At 68.6% G+C, this 23546-nt stretch carries 22 protein-coding genes; 9 read left to right on the top strand and 13 right to left on the bottom strand.

The features are described from left to right. Window positions 1–5 precede the first annotated feature (5 nt). The 4 genes from ACT54X_RS09275 to murJ form a co-directional block, all read right to left on the bottom strand. A complete protein-coding gene (locus ACT54X_RS09275; protein ID WP_476346171.1) occupies window positions 6–1445 on the bottom strand; it encodes a sensor histidine kinase in 1440 nt (479 codons plus the stop codon). Next, window positions 1442–2131 carry a response regulator transcription factor gene (locus ACT54X_RS09270; protein WP_076507850.1) on the bottom strand — a complete coding sequence of 230 codons (690 nt, stop codon included), beginning with the start codon at window positions 2129–2131 and terminating at the stop codon, window positions 1442–1444. The genes ACT54X_RS09275 and ACT54X_RS09270 overlap by 4 nt, the downstream gene beginning before the upstream one ends. A gap of 146 nt (window positions 2132–2277) precedes the next feature. Further along, a complete protein-coding gene (locus ACT54X_RS09265) occupies window positions 2278–3129 on the bottom strand; it encodes a SirB1 family protein (protein WP_294367072.1) in 852 nt (283 codons plus the stop codon). A gap of 86 nt (window positions 3130–3215) precedes the next feature. Continuing rightward, complete coding sequence (gene murJ / locus ACT54X_RS09260) at window positions 3216–4778, bottom strand: murein biosynthesis integral membrane protein MurJ (RefSeq protein WP_294367069.1); 1563 nt, start codon at window positions 4776–4778, stop codon at window positions 3216–3218. 165 nt (window positions 4779–4943) lie between these two features. On the opposite strand from murJ, the gene rpsT reads away from it, so the two are divergent. Then, window positions 4944–5258 (top strand): 30S ribosomal protein S20, encoded by a 315-nt coding sequence (gene rpsT, locus ACT54X_RS09255; RefSeq protein WP_017761815.1) that lies wholly within the window; start codon window positions 4944–4946, stop codon window positions 5256–5258. Between the two features lie 141 nt (window positions 5259–5399). Here the strand turns inward: rpsT and ACT54X_RS09250 are convergent, their stop codons facing one another. Further along, window positions 5400–5723, bottom strand: a complete 324-nt coding sequence (locus ACT54X_RS09250) for a DUF3579 domain-containing protein (protein ID WP_017761816.1) — start codon at window positions 5721–5723, stop codon at window positions 5400–5402. A gap of 178 nt (window positions 5724–5901) precedes the next feature. Between ACT54X_RS09250 and ACT54X_RS09245 the strand changes: the two genes are divergently transcribed. The 4 genes from ACT54X_RS09245 to kynB all read left to right on the top strand — a co-directional run bounded on the left by ACT54X_RS09245 (window position 5902) and on the right by kynB (window position 9141). Further along, window positions 5902–7107, top strand: a complete 1206-nt coding sequence (locus tag ACT54X_RS09245; RefSeq protein ID WP_294367059.1) for an aspartate aminotransferase family protein — start codon at window positions 5902–5904, stop codon at window positions 7105–7107. A gap of 4 nt (window positions 7108–7111) precedes the next feature. Continuing rightward, window positions 7112–8068 (top strand): ornithine carbamoyltransferase, encoded by a 957-nt coding sequence (gene argF / locus ACT54X_RS09240; protein WP_234196151.1) that lies wholly within the window; start codon window positions 7112–7114, stop codon window positions 8066–8068. A gap of 19 nt (window positions 8069–8087) precedes the next feature. Next, window positions 8088–8396: a YkgJ family cysteine cluster protein gene (locus tag ACT54X_RS09235; protein ID WP_294367055.1), complete on the top strand. Its 309-nt coding sequence runs from the start codon at window positions 8088–8090 to the stop codon at window positions 8394–8396. 100 nt (window positions 8397–8496) lie between these two features. Continuing rightward, entirely contained in the window at window positions 8497–9141 is a 645-nt protein-coding gene (gene kynB / locus ACT54X_RS09230) for an arylformamidase (RefSeq protein WP_294367053.1), read from the top strand. 6 nt (window positions 9142–9147) lie between these two features. On the opposite strand, the gene ACT54X_RS09225 is transcribed toward kynB, so the two are convergent. Next, window positions 9148–9528, bottom strand: coding sequence for a RidA family protein (locus ACT54X_RS09225; protein ID WP_476346167.1), 381 nt, complete (start codon window positions 9526–9528; stop codon window positions 9148–9150). Between the two features lie 220 nt (window positions 9529–9748). Here ACT54X_RS09225 and ACT54X_RS09220 point away from each other — a divergent pair, with 220 nt between their 5' ends. Further along, complete coding sequence (locus ACT54X_RS09220) at window positions 9749–10942, top strand: amino acid aminotransferase (protein ID WP_294367048.1); 1194 nt, start codon at window positions 9749–9751, stop codon at window positions 10940–10942. A gap of 26 nt (window positions 10943–10968) precedes the next feature. Further along, on the top strand, window positions 10969–11853 hold the full coding sequence (gene kynA, locus ACT54X_RS09215) for a tryptophan 2,3-dioxygenase (protein ID WP_294367041.1): 885 nt from the start codon (window positions 10969–10971) through the stop codon (window positions 11851–11853). A gap of 7 nt (window positions 11854–11860) precedes the next feature. On the opposite strand, the gene ACT54X_RS09210 is transcribed toward kynA, so the two are convergent. From ACT54X_RS09210 to ACT54X_RS09185, 6 genes are all read right to left on the bottom strand, one after another. Next, entirely contained in the window at window positions 11861–13057 is a 1197-nt protein-coding gene (locus ACT54X_RS09210; RefSeq protein ID WP_294367038.1) for an FAD-dependent monooxygenase, read from the bottom strand. 64 nt (window positions 13058–13121) lie between these two features. After that, window positions 13122–13388: a DUF6587 family protein gene (locus ACT54X_RS09205; protein WP_294367037.1), complete on the bottom strand. Its 267-nt coding sequence runs from the start codon at window positions 13386–13388 to the stop codon at window positions 13122–13124. A 25-nt stretch (window positions 13389–13413) separates the two neighbouring features. After that, window positions 13414–15294, bottom strand: coding sequence for a ferrous iron transport protein B (feoB, locus tag ACT54X_RS09200; protein WP_294367035.1), 1881 nt, complete (start codon window positions 15292–15294; stop codon window positions 13414–13416). Next, window positions 15287–15580, bottom strand: coding sequence for a FeoA family protein (locus ACT54X_RS09195; RefSeq protein ID WP_234196137.1), 294 nt, complete (start codon window positions 15578–15580; stop codon window positions 15287–15289). The genes feoB and ACT54X_RS09195 overlap by 8 nt, the downstream gene beginning before the upstream one ends. A gap of 224 nt (window positions 15581–15804) precedes the next feature. After that, window positions 15805–18561, bottom strand: coding sequence for an aconitate hydratase AcnA (acnA, locus tag ACT54X_RS09190; protein ID WP_476346163.1), 2757 nt, complete (start codon window positions 18559–18561; stop codon window positions 15805–15807). 81 nt (window positions 18562–18642) lie between these two features. Then, on the bottom strand, window positions 18643–19062 hold the full coding sequence (locus tag ACT54X_RS09185; RefSeq protein ID WP_294367022.1) for a hypothetical protein: 420 nt from the start codon (window positions 19060–19062) through the stop codon (window positions 18643–18645). Between the two features lie 136 nt (window positions 19063–19198). Between ACT54X_RS09185 and ACT54X_RS09180 the strand changes: the two genes are divergently transcribed. Both ACT54X_RS09180 and ACT54X_RS09175 read left to right on the top strand, forming a co-directional pair. After that, entirely contained in the window at window positions 19199–20059 is an 861-nt protein-coding gene (locus ACT54X_RS09180; RefSeq protein ID WP_294367020.1) for a helix-turn-helix domain-containing protein, read from the top strand. A gap of 117 nt (window positions 20060–20176) precedes the next feature. Further along, entirely contained in the window at window positions 20177–20674 is a 498-nt protein-coding gene (locus ACT54X_RS09175; protein ID WP_234196131.1) for a pyridoxamine 5'-phosphate oxidase family protein, read from the top strand. 149 nt (window positions 20675–20823) lie between these two features. Here ACT54X_RS09175 and ACT54X_RS09170 read toward each other — a convergent pair whose 3' ends face one another. Continuing rightward, on the bottom strand, window positions 20824–23415 hold the full coding sequence (locus tag ACT54X_RS09170) for a bifunctional aconitate hydratase 2/2-methylisocitrate dehydratase (RefSeq protein ID WP_294367014.1): 2592 nt from the start codon (window positions 23413–23415) through the stop codon (window positions 20824–20826). Between the last annotated feature and the right edge of the window lie 131 nt (window positions 23416–23546).

Genomic DNA, 23546 nt, shown 5'->3' with positions numbered 1-23546 from the left:
CCGGCTCAGCGGGTCGTGAACAGGATGCTCGCCCGCAGCCCGCCCGAACTCGCCGTGGCGGCCAGGCGCATCTGCGCGCCCAGCAGCTTCGCATAGCGGGCGACGATGGACAGGCCCAGGCCCGACCCTTCGCCCAGCTTGCGTCCGTCGGTGCCCTGGGCCCAGCGGTGCATCAGCGCCTGCCGCTGCACCTCGGGAATCCCGGGTCCGTCGTCGGCCACCGAGAGCACGGGCACCATCGCGCCATCGACCTCTTCCTTCGACAACTCGATGGTCACGGTCCTGCCGCCGTAGCGCAGGGCGTTGTCGATCAGGTTGTCGAGGATGCCCTCCACCAGCGCCACGCTGCCGTTGATGGTGAAGCCGCCGCTTTCCTGCGCCTCGTCGAGGCCGCGGGCGCCCAGATCGACGCCGCGGGCGTCGGCACGGGTCAGGTGGCGCAGCACGGCCTCATGGGCCAGTTCGTCGAGCACCACCGGCTCACGCTGCAGCACGGCATCGGATTCGGCCGCCAGCGCCAGCGCGAGCAACTGGTCGACCAGGTGGCTGGCGCGCGCCTCGCTGTCGGCGATGCGCTGCAACTGTTCGCGCGCGACACCCGGGTCGGAATGGCCCAGGCCGTAATGCGCCAGCGCGCGGATGCCGGCCAATGGCGTGCGCAGCTCATGCGCCACGTTGCCGGCGAACTCCCGCTGCGCCCGAACGCTGCCGTCCAGGCGGACGAACAGGTCGTTCAGGGCATCGCCCAATTGCGCGACCTCGCGTGTGTCGCCGCCCACGATCACCGGCGAGAGGTCGCTGGCGTCGCGCCGGCCCAGGTCCTGCTGGAGCGCGCCCAGCGGGGCCAGCTCGCGCGCAATGCCACGCCACAGCCACCAGGCGAGCACGCCCAGCAGCAGGATCTGCGGCAGCGTCGCATAGAGCGCCAAGCGCCGCAGCAGCGCCGTGCGCGAGCCGGTCGTCTGGGCCACGACCACGGTGAAGTCGCCCGTCCCGGCGGGATGGCGCAGGACCACGGCGCGCAATTGCTTGCCGGCGAAGCGCACGTCCGCCAGATGCCAGGTCGCGCCGTCGGCCAGGAAGGGCGTCTGCAGCGTCGGCTCGCCGGAAAGCAGGCTGCCGTCGGGCCGACGGACGGCGAAGTACACCGTCTCCCGCTGGTCGAACAGCAGCGTCGTCATCTCGCGCGCCGTGAGCTGCAACTGCGCGTCGGGCCGGCCCTGGGGCTGGATGTTGGCGGCGATGGCGTAGGCATCGTCCACCAGTGCGCGGTCGAAGGCCTGGCGCACGAAATAGTTGGAGATGGTCAGCACCACCACCGTGCCGGACAGCCAGGTGAGGGCCAGCGGCAGCATCACCTGCCGCAGCACCCGCGCGCGCAGCGACGGGCGCGGGCGATGCCCGGCCGCCGCAACTGCCGCGGCGGTGGCCGGCCGGGCGCTCAAGCGTCGCCTTCCAGCAGGTAGCCGATGCCGCGCAGGGTGCGGATGCCGGCACCGCTGCCGAGCAGCTTCTTGCGCAGGCGCGAGATGAAGGCCTCCAGCGCGTTGTCGCCCAGCGCGTCGTCGAAGCTCGAGAGCTTGTTGGAGAGCACGCGCTTGCTGACGGCGTGGCCCGGCGGGCTCATGAGCTCCCAGAGCACCTCGAATTCGCGGGCCGGCAGGTCCAGCGGCGCACTGCCGATGAAGAAACGGCGCGCCCGGCGGTCGAGCTTGAGCTGGCCGACCAATGCGACGTCATCCGTGCCCTGGGCGCGGCGCACCAGGGCGCGCAGGCGGGCGTCGACTTCGGGCAGTTCGAAGGGTTTGCCGAGGTAGTCGTCGGCGCCGGCGTCCAGGCCGGCGATGCGCTCGTCGGTGCGGTTGCGGGCGGTGAGGACCAGCACCGGCGTACGGTCACCGCGGCTGCGCGCCTGCCGCAGCACGGTCAGGCCGCTGCCCAGCGGGCTGCCGGGGCCGGGGCCGGCCGGCAGGTTCAGGTCCAGCAGCACGGCATCGAAGGGTTGCACACGCCAGAGGTAATCGGCCTCCTCCATGCTCGCCGCCACATCGACCCGATGTCCGGCATCGGTCAGGCTGCGCAGCATCACGTCGCGCAGGGTCGCATCGTCTTCCACCAACAGGATTCGCATGGGGGCGAAGGCTACCCCACCCGAAGGGAAGCTGACCAGGGGGTGGTCAGCAAGTCGTCAGTGCATCGGCGCGAATCTCGTTGTTCTGGCCTGATTGCGCCACTTGCGGGCGCGCGGAGCCCCGAGCGGGCGGTGACGGCCGTTCTTCAGGACAGTGCGCGTCTGAGTTCGGCGGCACGCTCCGTGATGGCATCGACGTCCAGAGCGTCCTCGGCATGGGCGAGGTAGGTGTCGAGGTCATGCACTGCCTGCGCGGTATGGCCCTGCTCGGCGCGGGCCAGGCCGCGGTCGCGGTACTCGCCCCAGGCCTGGGGCAGCAGCACGATCAGGCGGTCCAGAACGGCGATCAGGCGGGCCCAGTCCTCCTGCGCGCTGTGGATCTCCTTCAGGTTGCGCAGCATGCGGGCGATGATCTCCCGTGCAGGCGCGGGCTGCAGGTACAGGCCCAGCGGCACGTCGAATTCGCCCACCAGGCCGTTGCTGCGCTTGTACGGCTCCAGGCGTTCGGCCAGTTCCTCCCGCGACAGCGAACGGCCGGTGAAGGGGTCGATCACGACCTGCCCCTTGGGCAGCGACACCTTCAGCATGAAATGACCGGGAAAGCTGATGCCGCGCGCATGCAGGTTCAGGCCCTGGGCCAGCTCGATCCACAGCACCGCCAGCGAGATCGGGATGCCGCGCCGGGTGCGCAGCACCGCATGCAGGAAGCTGTTGTCGGGGTCGTAGTAGTCGTTGACGTTGCCGCCGAAACCCAGGTCGTGGAAGAAGAACTGGTTCAGCGCCCGAAGCCGCGCCAGCGGCGCGGCGTCCGCCGGCAGGCGCCGCTTGAGGCGGGCCAGCAGCTGGTCCATGTCGCCCAGCACCTGCTGGACGTCGAGCTCGGGATACTCATCCTGCGCGAGGCTGGCGGCGGCCTCGAGCAGGGGGAAGTGCTCGTCGCTCTGCACCAGCGATTCGAAATAGGCCAGTGGCGTCGGCGTGTCGTATCGAAGAGACATGGGCCTTTGTAGTGGAGCCGCGTCGCCAGCGTCAAGGCGGCCGGCGGAAGCCCCACGGCCACCTCGGCGATGCCGGGCGCCGTGCTTCAGCGCCGCACGAAGCTGCGCAACCGCAGGCCGCAGGCGGTCAACACACCGAAATACAGCACCGCCGCCCCCGCCACGAAGGCCGCCAGCAGCCCGATGCGCAGCAGCCGCTGGCTGCGCAGGCCCACCCAGTCGAAACCGTGCGCACCCCAGACCAGCAGCGTCGTCATCACCACGGTTCCCGCCAGCACCTGCAGCAGGAAGCGGCCCCAGCCCGGCGCCAACCGGTAGCTACCGCTGCGGCGCAGGCCCACCCACAGCGCCAGCGCATTGACCAGTTGCCCCACGCCGATGGCCAGCGTCAGGCCCGCATGCTGCAGCCAGGGAACGAACGCCAGGTTGAGCAGCTGGGTGATGGCCAGCGCCGCCAGGCTGATGCGCATGGGCGTGCGCATGTCGTGGCGCGCATAGAAACCGGCAGCCAGCACTTTGATCGACACGATGCCCACCAGCCCGACGCCGTAGCCCGCCAGCGCATCCGCCGTGCGCAGCACGCTGGCGTCGTCGAAGGCGCCGTTGTGGAACAGCACCGCCACCAGCGGCACCGGAAACACCAGCAGGGCCGCCGCACAGGGCAGCGCCAACAGCACGATGAGCCGAAGCCCCCAGTCCAGCATGGCGGAATAGCGATCCGCATCCTGGGCCGCGCGGGCCGCCGCCAGCTGGGGCATCAGCACCACGCCCAGGGCCACGCCCAGCATCGCGCTGGGAAACTCCATCAGCCGGTCGGCATTGGTGATCCAGGTGACGCTGCCGGCGGTCAGGTGCGAGGCGATCTGTGTGTTGATGAGCAGCGACAGCTGCGCCCCGCTGACACCGATCATGGCCGGCAGCATCAGGCCGAGGATCTTGCGGGTGCCCGGGTCGGCCCAGGCCTCGCGCAGGGCTGCGAAGCGCACCGCCAGCTTCGGCATCAGGCCCAGTCGGCGCAGCGCCGGGATCTGGATCGCCAGCTGCAACATGCCGCCCACCATCACGCCCACGCACTGGGCGTAGATCGGCTCGATGCCCCAGCGCCGGAACAGCGGCGCCCCCGCCACGATGGACAGGATCAACGCCACGTTGAGCAGTACGGGCGAGGCGGCCGGCACCGCGAAGCGCTTCCAGGTGTTGAGGATGCCGCCGGCAAAAGCCACCAGCGACATGAAGCCGATGTAGGGGAACATCCAGCGCGTCATCACGACGGCGGCATCGAAGCTACCCGAGCGTTCCAGGCCGCTGGCCATGGCCCACACCATCAGCGGCGCGGCGATCACGCCCACCCCGCACAGCAGCACCAACGCCCACAGCAGCAGCGTACCGACATGGTCGATCAGTTGCCGCGCCGCGTCCTCGCCACCCTCGGTGCGGGTGGCCGACAGCACCGGCACGAAGGCTTGGCTGAACGCGCCCTCTCCCAGCACGCGACGGAACAGGTTGGGAATGCGAAAGGCGACGTAGAAGGCGTCGGTCAGCGCGCTCACGCCGAACACCGAGCTCATCAGCACATCGCGCACAAGGCCGGTGATGCGCGAGGCCAGGGTCAGCAGGGAGACGGTGGAAGCGGATTTGAAGAGCGACACGGCGGCGCAGTGTAGGCGGGGCCTTGGGGCGCCTGGCTGCGCGGGCAACCGCCTGCTCCCGTTGCCGCCGCTGACCAGGGCACTCTTGCCCGAGGCGAGCAAGAATCGGGTGGGCTATACTCGCGGGTTCGCCGCATCATCCCCAGACACTCAAGGAACACAAATATGGCATCCGCCAAGCCCAAAAAGAAGAACCCGCGCCTCGCGTCGGGCCGCAAGCGCGTCCGCCAGGACACCAAGCTCAATGCCGCCAACAGCTCGCTGCGCTCCAAGTACCGCACGGCCCTGAAGAACGTTGCCAAGGCCGTTGCCGCTGGCGACCAAGCCAAGGCTACCGAGCTGTTCGCCAAGGCCCAGAGCGTCGTCGACACCATCGCCGACAAGGGCATCTTCCACAAGAACAAGGCCGCGCGCGACAAGAGCCGCCTGGCCGCCAAGGTCAAGGCCCTGGCCACTGCCGCTCCGGCGGCCGCCGCCTGACGAAATTCAGGTCAGCCCGGACTGCCGACAGGCGGTCCGCCGTTTGATCGGGTGCGCTGCAGCGAAAAAAGAAAAACCGCCTTCGGGCGGTTTTTTCGTTTCTGGACCCGGTGGGCCCGGAGCAGCAAAGGGGCGAGGCAATCAGCCCTTGGCGGGCTTCCCGTCCGGCACCAGGCAGGCCTCGGCCACCTGGAGGTCGTTGTCCTTGGCGAAGTTCATGACGAAGTCCCATGCCATCGGTTCGGACTCCTGCAGGTCACGGTGGACCACCACGCACTTCACGCCGTTGATCACCGTCGGCACGCACCAGGGCGAATAGCTGAGATGCCCCCCGAGGCGGGCACCGCCGGGGCGGAACTGGCTCATCACGCCGGCCAGCCGCTCGGCCCAGTCGCTGGGCCGAAAGGTGCGACCCTGGCTCGTGACGCCCTGGATGAAGACTTCTTTGGCAGAGGGGGAAACCATTGTTCTCGTGTTCGGCGCAGGCGTGTTGCGCCGCACAAGGGATTCTACCCAGCGTGTCCCGCGCGCGACCGCCGCGGGACATGCATCCGATGGGACTGGGGCGCATGGCAGTGATGCGCAATCCTCAACGAAGGCGTCATGCCCCCCACCTAGAATTTCTTCACTTTCAGGAGAACCCATGAGCGCCACTGCCGCCCCCACCTCGCCCCACGTCATGAACACCTATGGCCGGCTGCCCATCGCCCTGGTGCGCGGGCAGGGCTGCCGCGTGTGGGACGTCAATGGCAAGGCCTATCTGGATGGCCTGGGCGGCATCGCCGTCAACACGCTGGGCCACAACCATCCCGAACTGGTGCCGGCGCTGCAGGAACAGCTCACCCAGCTGATCCACACCTCCAACTACTACTACGTGCCCGGCCAGGAAGTGCTGGCCGAGCGCCTGACGGCGCTGTCGGGCATGACCAACGCCTTCTTCTGCTGCACCGGGCTGGAGGCCAACGAGGCCGCCATCAAGCTGGCCCGCAAGTTCGGCCACGACAAGGGCATCGAGCGGCCGGAGATCGTCGTGTACGAGCATGCCTTCCACGGCCGCAGCCTGGCCACGCTGTCGGCCACCGGCAATCCGAAGATCCAGAAAGGCTTCGGCCCGCTGGTCGAGGGCTTCATCCGCGTGCCGCTCAACGACATCGAGGCGCTGAAGAAGGCGACCGAGGGAAACCCCAACGTGGTGGCCGTGATGTTCGAGACCATCCAGGGCGAAGGCGGCATCCACCCGATGCGCTGGGACTACCTGCAGCAGGTGCGGGCCCTGTGCGACGCCAACGACTGGCTGATGATGATCGACGAGATCCAGACCGGCATCGGCCGCACCGGCAAGTGGTTCGCCCACCAGTGGGCCGGCATCGTGCCGGACGTGATGTCGCTGGCCAAGGGCCTGGGTTCGGGCGTGCCGGTGGGCGCGGTGGTGGCCGGCCCCAAGGCCGCGAACATCTTCCAGCCGGGCAACCACGGCACCACCTTCGGCGGCAACCCGCTGGCCATGCGCGCCGGCATCGAGACGCTGCGCATCATGGAGAAGGACGGCCTGCTGCAGAACGCCGCCGATGTCGGTGCGCACCTCAAGGCCGCGCTGCAGGCCGCCTTCGAAGGCGTGGCCGGCGTGAAGGAGGTACGCGGCCAGGGCCTGATGCTCGGCATCGAACTCGACCGGCCCGCCGGCGCCGTGCTGACCCGCGCCTGCGACGCCGGCCTCCTGCTGTCGGTGACGGCAGACAGCGTGATCCGCCTGGTGCCGCCGCTCGTCCTCACCGTGGCCGAAGCCGACGAGATCGTCGCCCTCCTCGCCCCCATCGTGAAGGCCTTCCTGGCCGAGCCGGCACAATAAGCCCATGAGCCTTCCTGCGATCCGCCACTACCTCCAGTTCAGCGACTTCACGGCCGACGAGTACGCGTACCTGTTCCGACGCGCGGCGCTCATCAAGAAGAAGTTCAAGACCTACGAGAAGCACCACACGCTGGCGGATCGCACACTGGCCATGATCTTCGAGAAGGCCAGCACCCGCACCCGCGTGAGCTTCGAGGCCGGCATGTACCAGCTCGGCGGCAGCGTCGTGCACCTGACCACCGGCGACAGCCAATTGGGTCGCGCCGAGCCCATCGAGGACAGCGCCAAGGTCATCAGCCGTATGACCGACCTGGTCATGATCCGCACCTACGAGCAGGAGAAGATCGAACGCTTCGCCGCCAACTCGCGCGTGCCGGTCATCAACGGCCTGACCAACGAATTCCATCCCTGCCAGATCCTGGCCGACCTGTTCACCTACCTGGAGCACCGCGGTCTCGGCGCCGACGGCACGCCGGACCCCGAGGCGCTGCGTGGCAAGACTGTGGCCTGGGTGGGCGACGGCAACAACATGGCCAACACCTGGCTGCAGGCTGCCGAGATCCTCGGCTTTGCAGTGCACGTGAGCACGCCCAGCGGCTACGAGGTGGACCAGGCCGTCGCCGGCATCCGCTCCGGCGACAGCTACAAGGTCTTCAAGGACCCGATGGACGCCTGTCGCGACGCCCATCTGGTCACCACCGATGTGTGGACCAGCATGGGCTACGAGGCCGAGAACGAGCAGCGCCGCCAGGCCTTCGCCGACTGGTGCGTGGACGAGGCCATGATGGCCGTCGCCCAGCCCGACGCCCTCTTCATGCATTGCCTGCCCGCCCACCGCGGCGAAGAGGTCACGGGCGAGGTCATCGACGGCCCGCAGTCGGTCGTCTGGGACGAGGCCGAGAACCGCATGCATGTGCAGAAGGCACTGATGGAGTATCTGCTGCTCGGCCGCATCGGCTGACGGCGTTCGCGGCGCGTCCATGAGCCCCTGCCAGAGCTGCGGTGCCTGCTGCGCCAGCTACCGTGTCGACTTCAGCATCTATGAGCTGGACGACATGGGCGGCACGGTGCCCGCCGGGCTGACGGTCGAGGTCAACGGCGCCACCTGCCGCATGCGAGGCACGGACCATGTGCCGATTCGCTGCGCGGCGCTCACCGGCAAGGTGGGGCAATCGGTGAGCTGCGGCATCTACGAGTGGCGACCGAATCCCTGTCGCGAACTCGAGCCCGGGAGCTACGGCTGCGAGAAGGCGCGCGCACGGCACGGCCTGCCGGCACTCGAGGGCTGAGCGAGCGCCTGACGCCGGGGCAACGCGCACAGGTCGCGTCTTCGTCCGCGTTGGGAATAACCGACACCACGCCCGCCGCGGCAGCGCTATGGTCCGACCCATGTCTGCCACCTCTGCCCGCCTCTGGGACATTTCGCCGCCCGTCTACGTCGGCGCCCCCGTCTTTCCTGGTGACACGCCCTATGCACAGCAATGGGCCGCGACGCTGGGGCCCGGCTGCCCGGTCAACGTCAGCCAGATCACGATGTCGCCACACGTGGGCGCGCATGCCGACGCCCCTCTCCACTACGCGGCCGATGGCACGACCATCGGCCTGGTGGACCTGGACGCCTTCCTCGGCACCTGCCGCGTGATCCATGCCATCGGCGCGGCGCCGCTCATCGAATGGCGGCACATCGCTCATGCAGTCGACGACCACCTGCCGCCGCGCGTGCTGGTACGCACCTATGAACGCGCCCCCGTGGACCGCTGGGACCCGCAACTGCCCGCCTACGCGCCCGAGACGGTCGAGCGCCTCGCCGCGCTGGGCGTGCGGCTGATCGGCATCGACACGGCCAGCATCGACCCGGCCGACAGCAAGGCCCTGCCCAGCCATCAGACCATCCGCCGCCACGACATGCGCGTGCTGGAGAACCTGGTGCTCGACGCCGTGCCCGAGGGCGACTACGAGCTGATCGCGCTGCCGCTCAAGCTGGTGCAGGCGGATGCCTCGCCCGTGCGCGCCGTGCTGCGCGCGCTGACCTGACGGCCCTCAGGCCGGCACCATGGCGTAGGCGACGATCTCGATCTTCATGCCCGGCACCACCAGCGCCGCCACGGCGGCGCTGGAGCGGTTGGGATACGGCGCCTCGAAGAACTTGCGGTAGACCGCGTCGATGGCCGGCATGTCGGCCACGTCGGTCATGTAGATCAGCACCTGCGTCACATCGGCCATCGTGCCGCCGGCCGCCTGCACGGCGCGCCGCAGGTTCTCGAAGGTCAGGCGCGTCTGCGCCTCGATGGTCCCGGTGTCGATGGTCCCGTCGGTGCGGACGGGCCCATGGGCGGTGAACAGCATCGCGCCCGTGGCCTTCACGGCCCAAGAAAAAGGTTGCTTGAGCGCCGGCAGGCCCACATCGATCACTTGCTTCATCACAGCCCCAGATGTTCCATACATAAAACGACGTTTATTTTATGGTCACCGTTGGAAATAAGCGACACAACGCATTTTTTGACGGTGATAACTTCCCCGCTTCGCTCCGTAGCGCCCTGTCCTACGCCGCTCGTCCCCGAGCGCGGCAGCCCGCCCGGCCCGCAGCTTGCATCGTCCGTGCCGCCCTCCGCCCACGGACCGCACCACCGAAAGCCACGCCATGTTCGAACACATTCCCGCCTACCCCGGTGACCCGATCCTCTCGCTGATGGAGGACTTCCAGCGCGACACGCGGCCCAACAAGGTGTCGCTGAGCATCGGCATCTATTTCGACGACGACGGCCGCCTGCCCGTGATGAAGGCGGTGCGCACCGCCGAGACCGCGCTGCTGCAGGAAATCGGCCCGCGCTCCTACCTGCCCATGGAAGGCATGGCCGACTACCGCGCCGCGGTGCAGAAGCTGGCCTTCGGCCCCACGCACGAAGCCGTCACCAGCGGCCGCGTTGCCACCATCCAGACCATCGGCGGCTCCGGCGGCCTGAAGGTGGGCGGCGACTTCCTCAAGCGCTACTTCGGCGATTCGCAGGTGTGGGTCAGCGACCCGACCTGGGAGAACCACCGCGCCATGTTCGAGGGCGCCGGCTTCCAGGTGAACCTGTACCCGTACTACGACCCGGCCACCGGCGGCCTGCGCTTCGAGAACATGCTGGCGGCCTTCAAGACGCTGCCCGCCCGCAGCATCGTGCTGATGCACGCCAGCTGTCACAACCCCACGGGCGTCGACCTGTCGCAGGACCAGTGGAAGCAGCTGATCCCCGTGATCGCCGAGCGCGGCCTGATTCCCTATGTGGACATGGCCTACCAGGGCTTCGGCGACGGCCTGGTCGAGGACGCCTTCGCGCCGCGCGCGCTGGCCGATGCGGGCGTGCGCTTCTTCCTGGCCAACTCCTTCTCCAAGAGCTTCTCGCTGTACGGCGAGCGCTGCGGCGGCCTGTCGGTGGTGTGCGGCTCGGCCGAGGAAGCCGGCCGGGTGCTGGGCCAGCTCAAGAGCTCGGTGCGCGCCAACTACTCCAGCCCGCCGACGCACGGCGCGCGCATCGTGACGCGCGTGCTGAGCACGCCCGAGCTCTACGCCCAGTGGGACGCCGAGCTCGCCGAGATGCGCGGCCGCATCAAGGCCATGCGCGAGGCCCTGCATGCCACGCTGGCCGACCGCCTGCCCGGCCGCGACTTCGGCTACTTCCTGACCCAGCGCGGCATGTTCAGCTACACCGGTCTCACGCCCGAGCAGGTGGACCGCCTGCGCGAAGAGCATGCGGTGTATCTGGTGCGCTCGGGCCGCATGTGCATCGCCGGCCTGTCGACCAAGAACGTGGCCTACGTCGCCCAGGCCATGGCCGCCGTGCTGGACTGACCCCTACCCCTCCAAGGAGCCTTGCGATGAATTCCTCGACATCCGCCGGCCCGGCGGAGTGCGGAGCACTGCCCGAACAGATCGTCCACGAAGAAAAGGCCCAGCTCGACTTCAGCCAGTCGATGAGCTACGGCGACTACCTGCATCTGGACGAGATCCTGAGCGCCCAGCATCCGCTGTCGCCCACGCATGACGAGCTGCTGTTCATCGTGCAGCACCAGACCAGCGAGCTGTGGATGAAGCTCATGCTGCACGAGTTGACGGCCGCCACGGCCGCCATCGCCAACCCGAGCGAGAACACCAAGCCCGAGGCCTTCAAGATGCTCGCGCGGGTGACACGCATCATGGAGCAGCTGGTGGGCGCGTGGACGGTGCTGTCGACCATGACGCCGCCGGAGTACACCGCCATGCGGCCCTACCTGGCCAATTCCAGCGGCTTCCAGAGCGCGCAGTACCGCTGCATCGAGTTCGCGCTGGGCAACAAGAACGCCGCCATGCTCAAGCCGCATGCCCACCGGCCGCACCTGCTGGCCATGGTGGACGCCGCGTGGCGCCGCCCTTCGCTCTACGACGAGACCCTGCGACTCATGGCCCGCGAGGGCCTCGCCATTCCGGCCGACAAGCTCGAGCGGGACTGGACGCAGCCCTACACCGCGAGCGAGGCCGTCCAGGAGGCCTGGCTCACGGTCTACCGCGACCCGAAGGCCCACTGGGACCTCTACCAGCTCGGCGAGAAGCTCACCGACATCGAGGACGCCTTCCGCCTCTGGCGCTTCCGCCATGTGACGACGGTGGAACGGGTGATCGGCTTCAAGCGCGGCACTGGCGGCACCGGTGGGGTGAGCTACCTGCGCAAGATGCTGGACGTGGTGCTGTTCCCTGAACTCTGGACGCTGAGGACGGAGCTTTGATGGCTATTCAGCCCGCGTAGAGCCAGGGCTGGTCCATCAGGGCCGGACCGGCCAGGCGCATCGCGAGGTCGCGACCCCAGCGCACCGGCCCGCCCAGGTGGAAGATGCGCCCGTTGCGCCGCGCACGGGCCTGCACCTGCGCATTGCGGGCCCAACGCGCCTGCGCATAGCGCGCCAGGGCCTGGGGCACCTCGGCCGAGGTGCAGCCACTGAGCTGCTGCGCCAGCGTCACGGCGTCCTCGATCGCCATGCCGGCACCCTGCGCCAGGTAGGGCAGCATCGGGTGCGCCGCATCGCCCAGCAGCGCCACACGGCCGTCGACCATCTCCTGCGGACCGGTCAGCGGCGTCCGGTCGCACAACGTCCAGGCTCGCCACGCCGGAACGGCATCGAGCAGCGCCCGCAGCGGCTGGCCGACATGGCCGGTGGCACGGTCGAGTGCAGCGCGGCTGGCGGCCTGGTCCCAATCGCGCGCATCGGCACCGACCTCGTCCGGCGATGTTTCGGTCAGCACCACCAGATTGAGCCGTTCGCCCCCCCGCACCGGATAGGCCACGGCGTGCAGTCGCGGCGCCAGCCAGACATCCACCTGCCGGCTGCGCAGTGCCGCGGGCAAGGCGTTCTGCTCCAGCAATGCACGAAAGGCCATGTGCCCGGTCGGCCGCGCCGGCGCTGCGTCGGGCCAGATGCGCGGCCGGACACGACCCCACACACCATCGGCGCCGATGAGCGCATCGCCTTCCCAGGCGCGGCCATCGTCGGTGGCGGCGCAGACGAATTCGTCGCCGCGGGTGGACAGGCGCTCGATGCGCGCGCCCGTGCTGAGCGTCACGGCGCCCGAGGCCTGCGCGCGTACGGCCTCCAGCAGCAGGCCGTGCAGATCGGCGCGATGGACCGTGAAGTAGGGCGCGCCGTAGCGCTGCTCCATGGCGCCTGCAAGGGGCATGGTGGCGATGCGGCCACCATTCAGCGCCGATGACACGCACAGCCGCTCGGGATGGGCCACGATGGCATTCAGCGCCTCGCCAAGCCCCAGAGCGCGCAGCCTCCGGACCACGTTCGGTCCCAGCTGGATGCCCGCGCCCACCTCGCTGAAGGCGGGCGCCTGTTCCATCAGGTCTGCCGTGTGGCCGGCCCGCGCCAGGGCCAGGGCGGCGGCCAGACCGCCGATGCCGCCGCCGACGATGAGGGAATGGATGCGCATGCGCTCGTGGATCCCAAAAAGTCCACGATTCTCGGCCCGACCGCGCCGGCCGGGCTGCGCTGGATCAGCGGCGCGCCGACGGCGAGGCACCGTCGCGGCCCGAGACCGGCGTCGGGCCGCAGGTGCCGCAGCTGTCGCAGGAACCGCAGCCGCCCGCCTGGCCCAGGGAGCGGGCCACCTTGGCCTCGCGCTCCTCGCGCACCAGGCCGCTGCGCGCCATCCAGCGCGCCATGCGGGGCGCGAGCGACCGGCGCCAGCCGGCCGGCATCCAGTGCCAGGCGGCATAGACGGCGGCCACGAGGACGATCAGGGCAACGACGGCGTTCTGCATGACTCGGATCTCCGCAAGAGAAGCGTCAGCCGGCCCCGAGGGCCACTGCGACGCGGTAGGTGATGAAGCAGGCCACGTAGGCCAGCCCGAACAGGTAGCCGGCCATGATGAAGACCTGCTTCCAGCTGTTGGTCTCGCGCTTCACGGTGGCCAGCGTCGAGATGCACTGCGGCGCGAACACGAACCACACCAGTAGCGACAGGGCCGTGGCCAGCGACCAGCTGCCGGCGATCAGCGGCTCCAGCGCGCCCGCCACCTCTTCGCCGGAGGCCGCCAGCGCATACACCGTGCCCAGCGCGCCCACCGCCACCTCGCGGGCGGCCATGCCGGGCACGAGGGCGATGGAGATCTGCCAGTTGAAGCCGATGGGCGCGAAGATGTATTCCAGCAACTGGCCCAGCCGGCCGGCGAAGCTGTATTCGATGGCCGGGCCGGTGGCACCGGCGGGCGGCGCCGGGTAGCTGGACAGGAACCACAGCAGGATGGTGAGCGTGAGGATGATGGTGCCCACGCGACGCAGGAAGATCCACGCCCGCTCCCACAGCCCCAGCAGCAGATTGCGCAGGTTGGGCCAGCGGTAGGCCGGCAGTTCCATCAGCAGCGGCGAATGGCCCTGCTGCGTGCGCAGGCGCTTGAGAACCCACGCCACGGCCATGGCCGAGACGATGCCGAAGACATACAGCAGGAACAGCACCACGCCCTGCAGGTTGAAGATGCCCAGCACCTCGCGCTGCGGGATGAAGGCGCCGATCAGCAGCGCATACACCGGCAGGCGGGCCGAGCAGGTCATCAGCGGCGCGATCAGGATGGTGGTCAGCCGGTCGCGCCAGTTGCTGATGGTGCGCGTAGCCATGATGCCGGGAATGGCGCAGGCGAAGCTGGACAGCAGCGGAATGAAGGAGCGCCCCGACAGGCCCACCGTGCCCATCACCCGGTCCAGCAGGAAGGCGGCGCGCGGCAGGTAGCCCGAGTCCTCCAGCGCCAGGATGAAGAGGAACAGGATCAGGATCTGCGGCAGGAAGATCAGCACGCCGCCCACGCCCGCCACCACGCCGTCGACCAGCAGGCTGCGCAGCGGGCCCTCGGCCATGACACCCTGCAACCAGCCGCCGATGGCGTCGGTGCCGGCCTTGATGGCGTCCATGGGCACCGCTGCCCAGCTGAACACGGCCTGGAACATCAGGAACAGGGTCACGGCCAGCACCAGCATGCCCCACACCGGGTGCAGCACAACGCGGTCGATGCGGTCGCTGGTGGCCAGGCTGCCCTGCGGCGTCTGCACCGCGAGGTCGAGGATGCGGCGCACTTCCCTGTGCGAGGCCAGCACGTCGTCCATCGAGGGCGCCTCCCAGGGCAGCGGCGAGGAGGCGGGCACTGGGATGTCGAGCGCGGCCAGCAGGTCGGTGGCGCCATTGCGGCGCACGCCCACGGTGCGGATCACCGGGATGCCCAGCTCGCGCGAGAGGATGTCGGTGTCGACGCGGATGCCCTGGCGCTCGGCCATGTCGGTCATGTTCAGCGCCATCACCATCGGCACGCCCAGGCGCTTGGCCTCGAGCACCAGGCGCAGGTTCAGCCGCAGGTTGGTGGCGTCGGTCACGCACACCAGCAGGTCGGGCAGTTGGTCGCGCCGGCCAGTGACGACGTCGCGCGTCACCGCCTCGTCGGCCGACAGCGCATTGAGGCTGTAGGCACCGGGCAGATCCAGCACCGCCACGTGGCGACCGCCGGGTGTGCGCAGTTCACCTTCCTTGCGCTCGACGGTCACGCCGGCGTAGTTGGCCACCTTCTGGCGGCTGCCCGTCAACAGATTGAACAGGGCCGTCTTGCCGCAGTTGGGATTGCCCAGCAGCGCGACGCGGCGCGGTGGGTTGGGCGACTGGAACGCGATGCTCGCCTTAGCCATGGGCGGCCTCCGCAGGTGCGACGTGGATCAGTGCGGCCTCATAGCGACGCAGGGCGAAGGTGGTGTGACCCAGGCGCACGGCCAGCGGCTCGCGACCGGGGTGACCACTGGCCACCACGCAGACGCGCTCGCCGGGGACGAAGCCGATTTCAGTCAGGCGCAGCGCCAGGTCGCGGTCGTCCGCGGCTTCGCCGCGGGCGACATCCATCACGGTCGCCCATTGGCGGTCGGGCAGTTGGTCGAGCGGCAGAAAGGCGGCCGGTGCGCGCGAGGCAGAGGTGGACACGGAAGCAATGGGCCCCGCCGCAAGGCGAAGCTCTCTCTGGCAAAAGCCAGATGCTAACAATTTTCAATTGCAAGCAGGAGTCCCGGGGATCAGAAACCGCGTTGCCATTCGGCAATGCTGGCCAAAGCGGGCCGCGCAAAACAAAGGCCGCGGACCGGCGCTCACCGTTCCGCGACCTTGCTGGCACCGGGACCGCGTCCAATCGGACGCAGCGGCCGGGCGCTTCAGCCCTGCAGCAGCTGCCGCAGCACGAAGGGCAGGATGCCGCCGTGCTTGTAGTACTCGACCTCGATCGGCGTGTCGATGCGCAGGCGCACGGTCACCTCCTTGCGGCTGCCGTCGGCGCTTTCAATCACCAGCTTGACGTCCTCGCGCTGCGGCTTGAGCTCGCCGGGAATGAGCACGTCGATCTTCTCGTCACCCTTGAGGCCCAGGCTCTGCCAGGAGTCGGCACCCAGGAACTGAAGCGGCAGCACGCCCATGCCGACCAGGTTGGCGCGGTGGATGCGCTCGAAGCTGCGGGCCACCACGGCCTTGATGCCCAGCAGCTGCGTGCCCTTGGCGGCCCAGTCGCGGCTGGAGCCAGTGCCGTATTCCTCGCCGGCGAAGATCACCGTCGGCACGCCCTGTTCGATGTACTTCATCGCGGCGTCGTAGATGTACATCTTCTCGCCATTGGGCTGGAACAGCGTCAGGCCGCCCTCTTCCCGCGAGCCGTCGGCGCCGGCCGGCAGCATCAGGTTCTTGATGCGCACGTTGGCGAAGGTGCCGCGCATCATCACCTCGTGGTTGCCGCGGCGCGAGCCGTAGCTGTTGAAGTCGGCCTTGCCCACGCCATGCGCCTTGAGCCACTGTCCGGCGGGCGAGCTCTCCTTGATGGAGCCGGCCGGCGAGATGTGGTCGGTGGTGATCGAGTCGCCGAAGAGCGCCATCACGCGCGCCCCGGTCACGCCCGCCTCCGTTGCCTCCGGCTGCATGCCGAAGCCTTCGAAGAAGGGCGGCTCGGCAATGTAGGTGGAGGTGGGCCAGTCGTAGACCTCGCCCTGCACGCCCTTGATGCTGTTCCACAGCTCGCCCGGGTTGGCGGTGATCTGCTCGTAGTTGCGGCGGAAGGCCTGCGCGTCCATGGCGAAATGCAGCAACTCGTCCACCTCGGCGGCGCTGGGCCAGATGTCGCCCAGGTACACGTCCTTGCCGCCCGTGCCCTTGCCCACGGGCTGCGTCATCAGGTCGACCGTCACGTTGCCGGCGATGGCGAAGGCCACCACCAGGGGCGGCGAGGCCAGGAAGTTGGCCTTGAGGTTGGGATGGATGCGCGCCTCGAAATTGCGGTTGCCCGACAGCACGGCCGCGCACACCAGGTCGTTGCCGGTGATGGCGTCGTTGATCTCGGGCGCCAGGTCGCCGGCATTGCCGATGCAGGTGGTGCAGCCATAGCCGGCCAGGTAGAAGCCCAGCTTCTCCAGGTATGGCAGCAGCTTCGTCTTCTGCAGGTAGTCGGTGACGATGCGCGAGCCGGGCGCCAGCGAGGTCTTGACGTGCGGCTTGACCGTCAGGCCCGCCTCCACCGCCTTCTTGGCCAGCAGGCCGGCCGCCAGCAGCACGCTGGGGTTGGAGGTGTTGGTGCACGAGGTGATGGCCGCGATCAGCACGTCGCCGTTGCCGATGGAGACCTGCTTGCCGTCCAGTGCGATGTCATGGCGCACTGCCAGCTTGTCGGCCGGCTGGTTGAAGCCGCTGGCCTCGTTGGGCTTGCTGTAGAGCTCGGTAAAGCGGCCGGCCAGATGGCCCAGGTCGATGCGGTCCTGCGGCCGCTTGGGGCCGGCCAGGCTGGGCGTGACGGTGGACAGGTCCAGCTTGACGGTCTTGGTGTAGTTGAGCGCGCCGGGGGCGGGCATGCCGAACAGGCCCTGGGCCTTGTAGTAGGCCTCCAGGCGCTCGATCTCCTCGTCCGTGCGGCCGGTGCCGCGGAAGTACGCGATGGTCTTCTCATCCACCGGGAAGAAGCCCATGGTGGCGCCGTATTCGGGCGCCATGTTGCCGATGGTCGCGCGGTCGGGCACCGGGATGGACGCGGCGCCCGGGCCGAAGAACTCGACGAACTTGCCGACCACCTTCTCCTGCCGCAGGATCTGCGTGACGTAGAGCACCAGGTCGGTGGCAGTCACGCCTTCGCGCAGCTGGCCGGTGAGCTCGAAGCCCACCACGTCGGGCGTGAGGAAGTACACCGGCTGGCCCAGCATGGCGGCCTCGGCTTCGATGCCGCCCACGCCCCAGCCCACGACGCCCACGCCGTTGATCATGGTGGTGTGGCTGTCGGTGCCGACCAGCGAATCGGGATACCAGGTCGCCACCTCGGCCTTGTCGTCGGCCGCCTTGTAGACACCGCGCGCCAGGTACTCCAGGTTCACCTGGTGCACGATGCCGAAGCCCGGCGGCGTGACGCCGAAGGTGTCGAAGGCCTGCATGCCCCACTTCATGAACTGGTAGCGCTCCTTGTTGCGGGAGAACTCCAGCTTCATGTTCAGGTCGAGCGCTTGCGGCGTGCCGTAGTGGTCGACCATCACCGAGTGGTCCACCACCAGGTCGACGGGCACCAGCGGCTCGATGGTCTTGGGCGACTTGTCCAGGCGTTTGGCGGTGCTGCGCATGGCGGCCAGGTCGGCCAGCAGCGGCACGCCGGTGAAGTCCTGCAGCACCACGCGCGTGACGACGAAGGGAATCTCTTCCGTGCGCTCGGCATTGGGCTGCCAGTTGGCCAGCTGCTCCACATGCTCCGCGGCGACCTTCTGGCCGTCGCAGTTGCGCAGCACCGACTCCAGCACGATGCGGATCGACACTGGCAGCTTGGCAATGTTGGGAAATTTCTTGGTCAGCTCGGGCAGCGACCAGTATTTGCCTTGCCGGCCGGAGGCCGTCTTGAAGGTCTTGAGGGCGGAAGCGAAGACGTGGGCAGGAGCAGCGTCGGCCATGGAAAGCATCCTTCTTGTTCGAACCAACGAGCAAGATAGCAGGCTTTGAAGGCACTGGACGTCAGCGGGATGCCCCTCCTACCGAGGCGCTCAGGCTTGCAGCGCCGGCCGGCGGCGGGGCGACGTGGCGCGCAGGCCGGCCCATTGCGCAGCAGCCAGTGCCAGCACCACCACGGCCTGCAACCCCACCCAGGCCGCGCCGAGCGCCGTGGGCTGCAGGCGGCCACCGGCAAGCAAGGCCAAACACCCCAGCGCCCAGCCGAGATTGCCGACGGCCACCAGGGCGATGAGAACGCGGGGCGGCGCGGCGCGGCTGGCCATCCACGCCGCCGCGGCGGCATAGACCAGCAGGAACAGGCCGCTGTAGCCAAGCAGTGCCGAAGGCAGGCCGGTCAGCGCGGACAGCGGCGCGGTCGCTGCGCACTGGATGGCGCCCGTGAGCAGGCAGGACGCGGCATCCAGCCCCATCACGCGGGAAAGAAAACGGGGCGAGGTCAGGATCGGGGACATGGCAACTCCTTGCAGGGTGGATGGAATCGACGGGGCCGCGGGACCCCGTCGAACGCATCCTCCCGCCGCCGCTGCACCGCGGCCATGACCTGGCAGGTCATGGTCCGGCCGCGGAGGGGGCCGCCAGAATGGCCGCATGTCCGCCAGTCCCCACCCCGACTCCTCCCCGCCGCCGGGCAGCGACGCGTCTTTCGGTGCCCATCTGCGCCACTGGCGCCAGCACCGGCGAATGAGCCAGCTCGACCTGGCCCATGAGGCCGACATCTCCACGCGCCACCTCAGCTGTGTCGAAACGGGCCGAGCCCTGCCCAGCCGCGACATGGTGCTGCGGCTGGCCGAGCGGCTCTCGGTGCCGCTGCGCGAACGCAACCGGTGGCTGGTGTCCGCCGGCTATGCGCCGATGTACCGCGAACGGCCCATCGACGATCCGGCCCTGGCCATGGCCCGCAAGGCCGTCGACCGTCTGCTGCAGGCCCACGAGCCCTACCCCGCACTGGCAGTGGACCGCCACTGGCAACTGGTGGCCGCCAATGCGCTCGTGCCACGGCTGCTCGAAGGCGTCGCGCCCTTTCTGCTGGCAGCGCCGGTCAACGTGCTGCGCCTGAGCCTGCATCCCCAGGGCCTGGCGCCGCGCATCACCAACCGGCGCGCCTGGCGGGCACACCTGCTGGAGCGCCTGGCCCAGCAGATCGGCGCCACCGGCGATCCGGTGCTGCAGGCGCTGCACCAGGAGTTGTCCGGCTACGCCCTGCCGGCGCCCCGGGACGAGGCGGTGGCCGATGGCGATCTCGCGGGCATCGCCGTGCCCTTGTGCCTTCGCCATGGCGGGGCGGTGCTCAATCTCATCAGCACCACCACCGTCTTCGGCACGCCGGTGGACATCACGCTGCAGGACCTGGCCATCGAATCCTTCTTCCCTGCCGACGCGGCCACCTCGGCGGCGCTTGCCGCCCTGGCAGACGACGCACCGCTGTCGAGCGGGGTCGGCATGCGCTGACAGGCGGACGCGCCTGCAGGCGTCAGGCGCCCCCGCGGAGGGCTTCTACGGTGCATGGCACGCGTCCACACGACGCGCCGCCTCACCCACCCATCAGAAGGACAAAGGAAGTTCGCCATGACTCACACCGACGACCACGCCAAGCTCTGGGAGCTGATCAAGGACACGCGCTTCGGCATGCTCACGCACCGCCATGGCGATGGCCTGCTGCACAGCCACCCGCTGACTACGCAGAACCGCTCGGTGGACGAGAACGCCACGCTGTACTTCTTCATCCCGCTCGACGGCGAGATCGCCCGCCATGTCGCCAGCGATCCGGTCGTGAACGTGGCCTATGCGAATCCGGACGACGACAGCTATGTGTCGGTAGCCGGCCGGGCCGTGCTCTCGAATGACGAGACCATGAAGCGCGAGCTCTTCAACAAGGTCGCGGAGGCCTGGTTCCCCAAGGGCGTGGACGATCCCAACCTGGGTCTGCTGGCTGTGGGTATCGAAGCGGCCGAGTACTGGGACGTGACCGAGAGCAAGGTCACGCAGCTGCTCAAGATCGCGCGCGCCGCCATGGGCGGCAAGGCGCCGCCCTCGATGGGCGAGCACAAGAAGCTGGATCTCTGATCCCGTTGCGCGCTTCTGCTCGGCGCGACGGGGCTTTAACCGAACGACAGCGAGGCTGCAGGTTTGCGGCCCCCGGACGAACGAAAAAGGGCCCGCCGAAAGGCGGGCCCTTGCATTGGCGATGCGCTGGCTGAGGCCGGCGATCAGGATCAGGCAGCGACGCCGTCGGCCACTTCCTTGTAGTCCTCGATCTTGTCGAAGTTCAGGTACTGGTAGATCTTGTCGCCGTTCTGGTTGATGACGCCGATGTCCGCCATGTACTCGTCCTTGGTCGGAATGCGGCCCAGCTTGGAGCAGATGGAGGCCAGTTCCGCCGAACCCAGGTACACGTTGGTGTTCTTGCCCAGACGGTTGGGGAAGTTCCGGGTGCTGGTCGACATCACCGTCGCGCCTTCGCGCACCTGGGCCTGGTTGCCCATGCACAGCGAGCAGCCCGGCATCTCGGTACGGGCACCGGCATTGCCGAACACGCCGTAGTGACCTTCCTCGGTCAGTTGCTGGGCATCCATCTTGGTCGGCGGTGCGATCCACAGCTTGACCGGGATGTCGCGCTTACCTTCCAGCAGCTTGGACGCCGCGCGGAAGTGGCCGATGTTGGTCATGCACGAGCCGATGAACACCTCGTCGATCTTGGCGCCGGCCACGTCGGACAGCGTCTTCACGTCGTCCGGGTCGTTCGGGCAGGCCACGATGGGCTCGTGGATGTCGGCCAGGTCGATCTCGATCACGGCGGCGTACTCTGCGTCCGCGTCGGCCTTGAGCAGTTGCGGGTCCTTCAGCCAGGCTTCCTGCGCGTCGATGCGGCGCTGCAGCGTGCGGGCATCCGCGTAGCCCTCCGCGATCATCCACTTCATCAGCGTGATGTTGCTGTTGATGTACTCGATGATCGGTTCCTTGTTCAGGTGCACCGTGCAGCCGGCGGCCGAGCGCTCGGCGCTGGCGTCGGACAGTTCGAAGGCCTGCTCCACCTTCAGCTCGGGCAGGCCCTCGATCTCGAGGATGCGGCCGGAGAAGATGTTCTTCTTGCCCTTCTTCTCGACCGTCAGCAGGCCCTGCTTGATGGCGTAGAGCGGAATGGCGTTGACCAGGTCGCGCAGCGTGACGCCGGGCTGCATCTTGCCCTTGAAGCGGACCAGCACCGACTCGGGCATGTCCAGCGGCATCACGCCGGTGGCGGCCGCGAAGGCCACCAGGCCGGAGCCTGCGGGGAAGCTGATGCCGATCGGGAAGCGCGTGTGCGAGTCGCCGCCGGTACCGACGGTGTCGGGCGTCAGCAGGCGGTTGAGCCAGCTGTGAATGACGCCGTCGCCCGGGCGCAGCGAGATGCCGCCACGGGTGCTGATGAAGTCGGGCAGCTCGTGGTGCATCTTCACGTCCACCTTCTTGGGGTAGGCGGCCGTGTGGCAGAAGGACTGCATGACCAGATCGGCCGAGAAGCCCAGGCAGGCCAGGTCCTTCAGCTCGTCGCGGGTCATCGGACCGGTGGTGTCCTGGGAGCCGACCGAGGTCATCTTGGGCTCGCAGTAGGTGCCCGGGCGGATGCCCTGGCCTTCGGGCAGGCCGCAGGCGCGGCCGACCATCTTCTGCGCCAGCGAGAAGCCCTTGCCGGTGTCGACCGGCGCCTTGGGCAGGCGGAACAGCGTGGAGGCCGGCAGGCCCAGCGCCTCGCGTGCCTTGGTGGTGAGGCCACGGCCGATGATCAGCGGAATGCGGCCACCGGCGCGCACTTCGTCGAACAGCACGTCGCTCTTGACCTGGAACTCTGCGATGACCTTGCCGTCCTTCAGGGCCTTGCCTTCGTAGGGACGCAGCTCGACGGTGTCGCCCATGTTCATCTGGCTCACGTCCAGCTCGATGGGCAGGGAGCCGGCGTCTTCCATGGTGTTGTAGAAGATCGGGGCGATCTTCGTGCCCAGGCAGATGCCGCCGAACTTCTTGTTCGGGATGTAGGGGATGTCCTCGCCCGTCCACCACAGCACGCTGTTGGTGGCCGACTTGCGCGAGGAGCCGGTGCCGACCACGTCGCCGACGTAGGCCACGGGCAGGCCGCGGGAGACCAGGTCCTGGATGAACTTGACCGGGCCGCGCTTGCCGTCTTCCTCGGGCTCGAAGGGCGCGCCATCGCGCTTGTTCTTCAGCATCGCCAGGGCGTGCATCGGGATGTCGGGACGGGTGGTGGCGTCGGGGGCGGGCGACAGGTCGTCGGTGTTGGTCTCGCCGGGCACCTTGAAGACGGTGAAGGTGATGCTCTGGGGCACTTCGGGCCGGCTGGTGAACCATTCCGCGTCGGCCCAGCTCTGCAGCACCGCCTTGGCGTTGGCATTGCCGGCATCGGCCAGTTCCTTGACGTCATGGAACTGGTCGAACATCAGCAGCGTCTTCTTGAGGCCTTCGGCCGCCACGGCGCCGACCTCGGCGTCCTTGAGCAGATCGATCAGCGGGCCGATGTTGTAGCCGCCCAGCATGGTGCCCAGCAGTTCGGTGGCGTGCGCACGGCTGATGAGCGCGTTCTTCTCGGTGCCATGGGCGATGGCGGCGAGGTAGCTGGCCTTGACCTTGGCCGCGTCGTCCACGCCGGCAGGCACGCGATAGGTCAGCAGGTTCAGCAGGAATTCGCCATCCTTGGCGGTGGCGGACTTCAGAAGTTCGATGACTTCGCTGGTCTGCTTGGCCGACAGGGGAAGCGGGGGGATGCCCAGCGCGGCGCGCTCGGCGACATGGTCAACGTAGGCTTGCAACATCTTTCTTTTCTCCGGAAAACGTTCGGACAGCATCCATTCACGCCGGCAGCCGCAGGGGTTCGAGCCCTCCCAGGGCCTGCGCGCCGACGGTGGCCACGGCGACGGGCTCCAAGCAAGAGCCGCGCCGGTGA

Source organism: Pseudacidovorax sp. DMC4, assembly GCF_056314265.1.
Note: the sequence above shows the minus strand (reverse complement) of the source record. Positions and strands in the feature narration are given on the sequence as shown.

What these genes read in the sequence shown, in the direction of transcription:
- ACT54X_RS09270 (WP_076507850.1), bottom strand. Translation starts at nt 2,131, where the DNA reads ATGCGAATCCTGTTGGTGGAAGACGATGCGACCCTGCGCGACGTGATG.
- ACT54X_RS09265 (WP_294367072.1), bottom strand. Translation starts at nt 3,129, where the DNA reads ATGTCTCTTCGATACGACACGCCGACGCCACTGGCCTATTTCGAATCG.
- rpsT (WP_017761815.1), top strand. Translation starts at nt 4,944, where the DNA reads ATGGCATCCGCCAAGCCCAAAAAGAAGAACCCGCGCCTCGCGTCGGGC.
- ACT54X_RS09250 (WP_017761816.1), bottom strand. Translation starts at nt 5,723, where the DNA reads ATGGTTTCCCCCTCTGCCAAAGAAGTCTTCATCCAGGGCGTCACGAGC.
- ACT54X_RS09245 (WP_294367059.1), top strand. Translation starts at nt 5,902, where the DNA reads ATGAGCGCCACTGCCGCCCCCACCTCGCCCCACGTCATGAACACCTAT.
- argF (WP_234196151.1), top strand. Translation starts at nt 7,112, where the DNA reads ATGAGCCTTCCTGCGATCCGCCACTACCTCCAGTTCAGCGACTTCACG.
- ACT54X_RS09235 (WP_294367055.1), top strand. Translation starts at nt 8,088, where the DNA reads ATGAGCCCCTGCCAGAGCTGCGGTGCCTGCTGCGCCAGCTACCGTGTC.
- kynB (WP_294367053.1), top strand. Translation starts at nt 8,497, where the DNA reads ATGTCTGCCACCTCTGCCCGCCTCTGGGACATTTCGCCGCCCGTCTAC.
- ACT54X_RS09225 (WP_476346167.1), bottom strand. Translation starts at nt 9,528, where the DNA reads ATGAAGCAAGTGATCGATGTGGGCCTGCCGGCGCTCAAGCAACCTTTT.
- ACT54X_RS09220 (WP_294367048.1), top strand. Translation starts at nt 9,749, where the DNA reads ATGTTCGAACACATTCCCGCCTACCCCGGTGACCCGATCCTCTCGCTG.
- kynA (WP_294367041.1), top strand. Translation starts at nt 10,969, where the DNA reads ATGAATTCCTCGACATCCGCCGGCCCGGCGGAGTGCGGAGCACTGCCC.
- ACT54X_RS09210 (WP_294367038.1), bottom strand. Translation starts at nt 13,057, where the DNA reads ATGCGCATCCATTCCCTCATCGTCGGCGGCGGCATCGGCGGTCTGGCC.
- ACT54X_RS09205 (WP_294367037.1), bottom strand. Translation starts at nt 13,388, where the DNA reads ATGCAGAACGCCGTCGTTGCCCTGATCGTCCTCGTGGCCGCCGTCTAT.
- feoB (WP_294367035.1), bottom strand. Translation starts at nt 15,294, where the DNA reads ATGGCTAAGGCGAGCATCGCGTTCCAGTCGCCCAACCCACCGCGCCGC.
- acnA (WP_476346163.1), bottom strand. Translation starts at nt 18,561, where the DNA reads ATGCTTTCCATGGCCGACGCTGCTCCTGCCCACGTCTTCGCTTCCGCC.
- ACT54X_RS09185 (WP_294367022.1), bottom strand. Translation starts at nt 19,062, where the DNA reads ATGTCCCCGATCCTGACCTCGCCCCGTTTTCTTTCCCGCGTGATGGGG.
- ACT54X_RS09180 (WP_294367020.1), top strand. Translation starts at nt 19,199, where the DNA reads ATGTCCGCCAGTCCCCACCCCGACTCCTCCCCGCCGCCGGGCAGCGAC.
- ACT54X_RS09175 (WP_234196131.1), top strand. Translation starts at nt 20,177, where the DNA reads ATGACTCACACCGACGACCACGCCAAGCTCTGGGAGCTGATCAAGGAC.
- ACT54X_RS09170 (WP_294367014.1), bottom strand. Translation starts at nt 23,415, where the DNA reads ATGTTGCAAGCCTACGTTGACCATGTCGCCGAGCGCGCCGCGCTGGGC.